Annotated in this window: 6 protein-coding genes; 5 read left to right on the forward strand and 1 reads right to left on the reverse strand. The window is 34.4% G+C overall.

Annotated features, from left to right (window positions below):
• On the reverse strand, positions 1-257 hold a 257-nt coding region (locus tag ERL59_RS20930; RefSeq protein WP_210767456.1), incomplete at its 3' end, for a hypothetical protein.
• A gap of 63 nt (positions 258-320) precedes the next feature.
• Here ERL59_RS20930 and ERL59_RS18780 point away from each other — a divergent pair.
• The 5 genes from ERL59_RS18780 to ERL59_RS18800 all read left to right on the forward strand — a co-directional run.
• Entirely contained in the window at positions 321-521 is a 201-nt protein-coding gene (locus tag ERL59_RS18780) for a DUF3797 domain-containing protein (RefSeq protein ID WP_160647786.1), read from the forward strand.
• A gap of 224 nt (positions 522-745) precedes the next feature.
• On the forward strand, positions 746-913 hold the full coding sequence (locus ERL59_RS18785; RefSeq protein WP_160647787.1) for a hypothetical protein: 168 nt from the start codon (positions 746-748) through the stop codon (positions 911-913).
• 320 nt (positions 914-1,233) lie between these two features.
• A complete protein-coding gene (locus tag ERL59_RS18790; protein ID WP_160647788.1) occupies positions 1,234-2,148 on the forward strand; it encodes a hypothetical protein in 915 nt (304 codons plus the stop codon).
• Between the two features lie 638 nt (positions 2,149-2,786).
• Positions 2,787-2,942 (forward strand): hypothetical protein, encoded by a 156-nt coding sequence (locus ERL59_RS18795; protein ID WP_160647789.1) that lies wholly within the window; start codon positions 2,787-2,789, stop codon positions 2,940-2,942.
• Positions 2,943-3,041: 99 nt separating this feature from the next.
• Positions 3,042-3,146 (forward strand): BhlA/UviB family holin-like peptide (locus ERL59_RS18800; protein ID WP_268894524.1); only part of this gene is annotated, 105 nt, incomplete at its 3' end.

The raw sequence follows: 3,146 nt of genomic DNA on the forward strand, positions 1-3,146 counted from the left end.
GCTGGAATCAATACGTATGATCTAGTGTGTACAAGGCTATCAGCTACATCTTTTATTTTTGTCGCATCTCGAAGTCTGAAAGCAACAGTATTTACATTATAGAATACTGTTTGAACATTAGATTTTATTGTTAATAGGAAGCGCTGATTGCGCTTTTTTTTTGATGGGAAAATATCATCCATTGTGCCAGGGGAGGGAAGCAGGATGATAAAAAAGAAAGTCCCTACTAAGATCACTCTTAATAAGGACTTAAGCATGCCAGGTCAATGTCCTTAATAAAAATAACTGCGATAAATTTATGTGTGGAGGATTTTGAAAAAATGAATGTAGTTAGAGCGATGGAATTAATTAAACAGTATGAAGTCTGTGAGCAATGTGGAAGTCGTTATGTTGCTAACGGAGCTGGGACATTGTTCATAGATGAAAAAGTGTTCAAAAGAACATGTAAATGTGGTTGGAGTGTTGAGATTGATATTTTGAATAATAAAAAATTAACGCATCCGGTCTTTCTATTTATATAAGTACTTCGTCTCTCAACCGTAGGAACTACGGGGCTATCCTAATCAACTAGAGATTATTACATTTCTGTACTTAGGAATCTCATGGTTTCAGTCATGAGAGGTTCAATACATACACAGAAAAATGTGGATTTTTTTGTAACCTAAGATAAATGTCCAATCATGGATCAATTCTTTAATTCATAGGATATTTTATTAAATGAAACTTATTAAGGGAGTACCTTCAAATGTCTTTTAAAAAAGAACCTTTGATTGTGTGTGATCAATCAACACAATCAAAAAGATTGGGCGCAGATACAGAAAGTACAGTCCTTACAGTTGAAGTATGTGTGCCACAACCTCAAATCACACAGGTGAAATTAGATTCTACTGTAGAAGTTATTAGAATCCCATAATCTACTTTCATTTTTTCTCAAGTAGATTATGGGATTCTATAAAAATGGAATGACATTAGCAACTCAATCAGATATTGTCATTGACTTTGCACAAGATGGTGTAAGACAGGAAAGCAGGATGATAAAAGAAAAGTCCCTACTAAGAATACTCTTAATAAGGACTAGTACAGACAGCTTGCTTTTATATTATCCCAATTATCAATTAAAATATAACAGTTGGTTTTTTACATTCCTGCCCATAGATAGGAGTCCAAGCAACTACATTAGATTGATCATAAGATAAGATGAACAGATAATTTAAGAAGTTGGGAGGTACGTTTATGGGATTAAAGAAAGGTCCTTTCGTTGTTGCTGACACAGTTTCAGTAGCTGATCCGTATAATGGTTCTGATCCAGATGTAATTAGTCTTCCTATTGATGGAACTCCTCAAGTAGTAGCTACCGTTGATGTATGTGTTACCCAACCACAGAAAACACAAGTTTCACTGGATTCAATGGCTCAAATTGCTGTAGTAGCGGATACTTCTGATGACGGTGGTCCCATAACTTTTGAAGTGACATATGAGATCCAACGAAATGGTGAAATCATTGCAACAATCAATGATGAAATGGATTATCAATCTCAAGGTCCTGATGGAAGACACACTAACTTTCCAAACTTTCCAATACTGGATTGTAATCCAAGTGCTGGAATTAATACGTATGATCTTAGATGTACAAGAGTTACTGCAAATGAAGTTAACGTAGAAGATATTTTTGTTGCATCCCGAAGTCTTAAAGCGGTGGCTAAAGGACCCTTTGTCGTATCTGATACAGTTTCAACAAATAATGCATATGGGGGAAAAGGCGTAATTGATCTTCTTGAAGATGGTGATTCTGCAATTGTAGCTAGTGTTGAGGTGTGTGTGACACAGCCACTGAAAACACAGATATCACTGAATTCAATGGCTCAAATTGCTTTAGTTGGGACTAGTGATGGATCTGCAACTTTTGAAGTAACGTATGAACTCTTGCGTAATGACAATGTTATCGCAACGATCAATGATGAAATGGATTATGCATCACCTAACTTCCAAAGACATACAAACTTCCCAAACTTTCCGATAGTAGATAAAAATCCAAGTAATGGGATCAATAAGTATGATCTCAGAGCTACACGTGTAGTAGGAACAAGTATAAATCTTCCTGTTTTTGTTTCATCCAGAAGTCTGAAAGCAACGGTATTTATTTTATAGATTTTGTTTAAAAATAAAATTTTATGATTAAACGGTTAACAGAAAGGGCGTAGAGATACGTCTTTTTTTGTTGGGAAAATATCATCCATTGTGCTAGGGGAGGAAGCAGGATAAAAACAACAGGATCAATTATTATCCTTACAAGTGCTACATGGTAGAAACAAATTATAAAAGGATAACAAAAAGTAAGGAAGGGTTACGAGAATAATAGATAAGAAGAGAGGATTTAATATTTCTTCTGATTATTTATTCTGTTAACATTTTATGAAAGTTTTTTAAACTGTTTAATTCTAGATCATAGCCTCAGAATGAATTTATTTCAATTGGAATATGAAAGAGATTTATATATGATTTAAAGGAAAATAAATCAAAAGTAAATGAGGGGGAAAAGCAGCTGGTTTCAAGAAGTGTATGGAACAAGTTCAGATCAATCACACAAGCAAGTCACTTGTCTATACCAAATGAAGGGTTTAAACATGGTAGCACTCATAGAATCTCTCTACGGTGTAAACCTCACTATTTATGTAGTGGGGTTTTAATCTATGAAAAATGTGTACATGTACGAGAACACCAGTCCAGTCAAAATAGATTATCCTTTCATAGTATATAGTACATTATTATACAAAGGAGGAATTCGAATGAGTGCTTATGGAAGACGTTCTGCTACTGGAGCAGGAATTGTTCTAGTACTATTCATACTTTTAGTTATCATTATAGTTGCTGCAAGTGGTCGTTATTGCGCAGCATTAAATCAGCCATTTACTACGAATTGTCCACCATTTATTAGCTACTAACGGAAGAATTCATGAGCATGTGAATAGATAAATTATATAGTAAATTTAAATCCCTGCCTATTAAAGCAGGGTTCTTTAATGTTAAGGAGGGTGGATAGATTGGAATTAAATATCATTCAATATTTTTTAACACAAGGACCCTTTGCGGTCCTTTTTGTTTGGCTATTTATCTATGTCATGAGAAATAGCAAAGAAAGAGAAGAT

Origin of the sequence: Chengkuizengella marina (assembly GCF_009910845.1) — a bacterium.
GTDB lineage: Bacteria > Bacillota > Bacilli > Paenibacillales > KCTC-33759 > Chengkuizengella > Chengkuizengella marina.